Origin of the sequence: Streptomyces sp. NRRL B-1347 (assembly GCF_000720325.1) — a bacterium.
Lineage (GTDB): Bacteria > Actinomycetota > Actinomycetes > Streptomycetales > Streptomycetaceae > Streptomyces.
The window spans coordinates 1-3,394 of sequence record NZ_JOJM01000169.1; the positions used below are offsets into that span (position 1 = coordinate 1).

The following is a 3,394-nucleotide window of genomic DNA, read 5'->3' on the forward strand; positions in this document are numbered from 1 at the left end:
CGCTTGCTCGTATTGCTCTTCTTGCTCACGACCTGGACTGCTTCCTCCGGGACCCATACGTCCCAGCATCAACCTGCCCGTGATCGTGGGGGAACTTCATCTGCTACCGCAGACTTACCAAATGAAATGATCTCCTATTGTCAAGAGTTGTGGATGCGGATGGCGCTTCCTACAGCAGCGCGATGCCGCTGGCGAGTGCTGCGGCATAGGTGAGGCAGTACAGCTGGTAGGTGATCCGGTCGGCGCGGACGGTGTGCCGCACAAGGCTGTGGGTGGCCGCCGTCCAGCTCATCAGGGCGATGATCAGTGTGCAGATGGCGGTGGCAGTAGTGCTCGTGGGGCTCGGGGCGAAGAGCAGGAAGTAGAGGGCGAAAGGCAGCCCGATCAGCACGGCAGCAAACCAGATGCGTACGGGCCAGTGCCCGGTGATCAGGGGCAGGGTGCGGCGGCCGATGCGTCGGTCGCCTTCGATGTCGCGGACATCCTCGAAGCGCAGCGGGAGGTTGAAGACGATGGAGATGGTCAGTACCCATTTCCAGCCCGCCGCGTCGAGGGGTGTGACGAGCTGCCAGGCGGCAGCGAGTTGGGCGATGGTGCCGAGGAGCATCGCGATCGGTTTGGCCCACAGGTAGTCGCGGGGCCGGGCGAGCAGATAGATGGAGATGATGACGGCTTGCCAGAGAAGGGTCCATTCCAGGACGCCGAGGGCCCAGCCCAGGATGGTGTACAGCGGCATGGCGCACCAGAAGCGGCGTAGCAGTCCCGAGGGGTGGACCAGTCCGCTAGGGATGGGGCGGTAGGGCTTGTTGGCCTGGTCTTCCTCTGCTGAGCGGGCCTGGTTGACGGTGTCGAATACGTAGAGGTACAAGGTGAACAACACGGTGCTGGTCGCGAGGTGCAGGGCGGTTGCCGCACCGTCGGTCCCGGCGTAGGCACAGGCGGCTGCGGTGAAGAGAACCGGCGGAGGGATGGAGACAACGGAATTGTCGGCCATCATCCGGGCAGTCAGTGACAGTTCGCGGCGCAGCCATGACCATGGCCCGGGAGCGGGCGGGAACGTGGTGCGCGCTGCAAGGCCGGTGTCCATCATGTGGTCCTTTGGGAGGCGGTGGCGGCCAGCTGCCGCAGGGCTGCGGCAGCAGCGGGTTGATTAGTGTTCCACCGTGTCGCGGGCTCCGGTGGCCACCAGGAGGGCGCGGATCTGTGCGGCCTGTTCGTGGTCCAGGGCCGTCGTGCCGAGCAGGGTGGTGAGGGTGCGGCGCTGGGCGGGGTGAGCGTGCCGCAGGGCGGTGGCGATCAGGGCGGTGTGTTTGCCGTCGCGCAGATCATCCAGGTTGGGCTTGCCGGTGTCCTCGGGGGTGCCGAAAACACCCAGCAGATCGTCCCGGAGCTGGAACGCCTCTCCCAGCGGGAGGGCGTAGCGAGTGAAGTGGTCCAGTACGGCGGGCGGTGCGCCGGCGAGGGTGGCGCCGAGGTGGAGGGGGCGTTCGATGGTGTACTTGGCGGTTTTGAAGCGTGCGATCCGCAGCGCCAGTTCCACGTCCGGGCTTGGCCGGTCTGAAGCTCCCCTCCTACTGTGGAGACCGGGAGGCCGATTCCGGAGGTGGCTGCGGATCTGGGGCATCCATGTCGGGACGCTGCACGGCTGGGTGCCGCGAGCTCGGCGTAACGGCTCGCCGTCGTCGGACCGGCCGGTGGCCGAGCCGTCTGGTGGCCGGCTGCGGGAGAGTGAGCGCGCGGAGCTGGAGCGGCTGCGGGCCGAGGCGAGGGAGAAGGACAAGCGCATCCGCGAGCTGGAAATGGTGCGTGATGTGTGCAAGCGATTCGTGGCCTTGTGGGTGAAGTAGCTGACGCGGACCCGGCTGTCGCGGTCGGGGTGATCAGCAGTTGCAAGGCCGAGCAGAGGAATCCGTACCGCACCGCCTGCCGCGCTTTGGGGGTGTCGGAGTCGTGGTTCTACAAGTGGCGTGAACGCCCGCCCACCGCGCGGGAGATACGCTGGCAGGACCTGGCGGAGGAGATCGAGGAGATCTTCCGCAGCTCGGGCGGCACCGGCCATGCGATGGGCACCCGGCACGACGCCGAACTCGTCGTCGCGTCCCTGCACATAGCCGCGGCCACCCGGGGTGGCGGCGGCCGCAGCGTGATCATGCATACCGACAGGGGCAGCGAATACTGCTCGGGGAAGTTCCGGCGGGCCTGCCGCAAGCTCGGCGTGATCCAGTCCATGGGCAGAGTCGGATCTTGTTTCGACAATGCCGTGAGCGAGGCGTTCAACAGCATCCTCAAGGTCGAGTACGTCCACCGGCACACCTTCGCCACCCGCACCGAGGCCCGGATCAGGATCGCCACCTGGATCACCGACTTCTACAACGCCAGACGGCTCCACAGCGTATGCGGATTCAAGAGCCCGATCGACTACGAACGTGACTACCAAGCCACCCTCACCGAGGGATTGGCCGCATAGACCGTCTCCACGCAGCGAGGGGATTGACATCATCGGTCCTTCCTGCACCGTGACGCTGTGCCAGGAGACGGTGGACGGTCGGCTGACCGCGTCGTCGGGGGCTGTCGTCGATGATGTCGTCATGGACGAGTGCGAAAGGCGTGGAACATATCCAGCGACGCCGCCAACCGCACCACCGGCTCCTCCAGGAGTGAGGAGCTTCCGCCCGCAGTCGAGCCGATCATGCACAGCAGGGGACGCAGCCGTTCCCCTCCGGCCCCGAGGAAGCCCCGCATGACCTCTACCGCCTCCAGCGGCACGGGATCGTGTCCGTCGGCCGCCGCGGCCTTGCTGTCGAGGAATTCGTCCAGGACCGTGTCGATCGCGAGGGCCAGGGCACGGAGGTCGAGCGGGATGTCGGTGTGGGCAGGAGTACTCATGCGGACCTCCCGAAGGACCGGACTCCCGGACACTGCACGAGTCTTCAGGGTCTCAGCGAAGTACCAGCAGCCGCACCAGCGCAGTGTCGTGTCCACGGACAGGAAGACGTGCGCGGGTGCACACGACAGGCGCGCGCCCGGCAGGACGGTCATGCCGCAGTCGGCGGCCGTTCCACGAGTCGGCCTCGCTCGAAGCGAGCCCCGGCGCGGACGAGAGCGACGAGGTGGGGCGCGTTCACAGCCCGCCACCGAGTCTGGGCGGACTCGATAAGCTTGAAGACCATCGCCAGGGTGGGAGTGCGGGAGCCGGCCCCTCGGGTGACCTTGGTCCGCAGCCGGAAGGTGGCGAACGTCGACTTGATGGGGTTCGTGGTCCGCAAGTAGATGGAAGTTCCCCCACGATCACGGGCAGGTTGATGCTGGGACGTATGGGTCCCGGAGGAAGCAGTCCAGGTCGTGAGTAAGAAGAGCAATACGAGCAAGCGGTACCCCAAGGAGTTCAAGCGGG

General features: G+C 66.4%; 5 protein-coding genes and 2 pseudogenes. 2 read left to right on the top strand and 5 right to left on the bottom strand.

Annotated features, from left to right (window positions below; translation table 11 throughout):
* Positions 1 to 169: 169 nt before the first annotated feature.
* Both IG74_RS0144045 and IG74_RS50575 read right to left on the bottom strand, forming a co-directional pair.
* Positions 170 to 1,090 carry a UbiA family prenyltransferase gene (locus tag IG74_RS0144045; RefSeq protein ID WP_078869637.1) on the bottom strand — a complete coding sequence of 307 codons (921 nt, stop codon included), beginning with the start codon at positions 1,088 to 1,090 and terminating at the stop codon, positions 170 to 172.
* Positions 1,091 to 1,156: 66 nt separating this feature from the next.
* A pseudogene (locus IG74_RS50575) lies at positions 1,157 to 1,564 on the bottom strand (polyprenyl synthetase family protein); the annotation flags it as partial.
* An 85-nt stretch (positions 1,565 to 1,649) separates the two neighbouring features.
* On the opposite strand from IG74_RS50575, the gene IG74_RS51715 reads away from it, so the two are divergent.
* Both IG74_RS51715 and IG74_RS54005 read left to right on the top strand, forming a co-directional pair.
* On the top strand, positions 1,650 to 1,847 hold the full coding sequence (locus IG74_RS51715; protein WP_234334673.1) for a hypothetical protein: 198 nt from the start codon (positions 1,650 to 1,652) through the stop codon (positions 1,845 to 1,847).
* Entirely contained in the window at positions 1,835 to 2,467 is a 633-nt protein-coding gene (locus IG74_RS54005; protein ID WP_051856721.1) for a DDE-type integrase/transposase/recombinase, read from the top strand. The genes IG74_RS51715 and IG74_RS54005 overlap by 13 nt, the downstream gene beginning before the upstream one ends.
* Here the strand turns inward: IG74_RS54005 and IG74_RS54540 are convergent.
* From IG74_RS54540 to IG74_RS50585, 3 genes and pseudogenes are all read right to left on the bottom strand, one after another.
* A complete protein-coding gene (locus IG74_RS54540) occupies positions 2,445 to 2,678 on the bottom strand; it encodes a polyprenyl synthetase family protein (RefSeq protein ID WP_078869641.1) in 234 nt (77 codons plus the stop codon). The genes IG74_RS54005 and IG74_RS54540 overlap by 23 nt on opposite strands.
* Positions 2,587 to 2,886, bottom strand: a complete 300-nt coding sequence (locus IG74_RS54015; protein ID WP_234334674.1) for a polyprenyl synthetase family protein — start codon at positions 2,884 to 2,886, stop codon at positions 2,587 to 2,589. Before IG74_RS54015 ends, IG74_RS54540 begins: the two co-directional genes overlap by 92 nt.
* A 149-nt stretch (positions 2,887 to 3,035) precedes the next feature.
* Positions 3,036 to 3,272 (bottom strand): annotated as a pseudogene (locus IG74_RS50585) (IS256 family transposase); the annotation flags it as partial.
* Positions 3,273 to 3,394 lie beyond the last annotated feature (122 nt).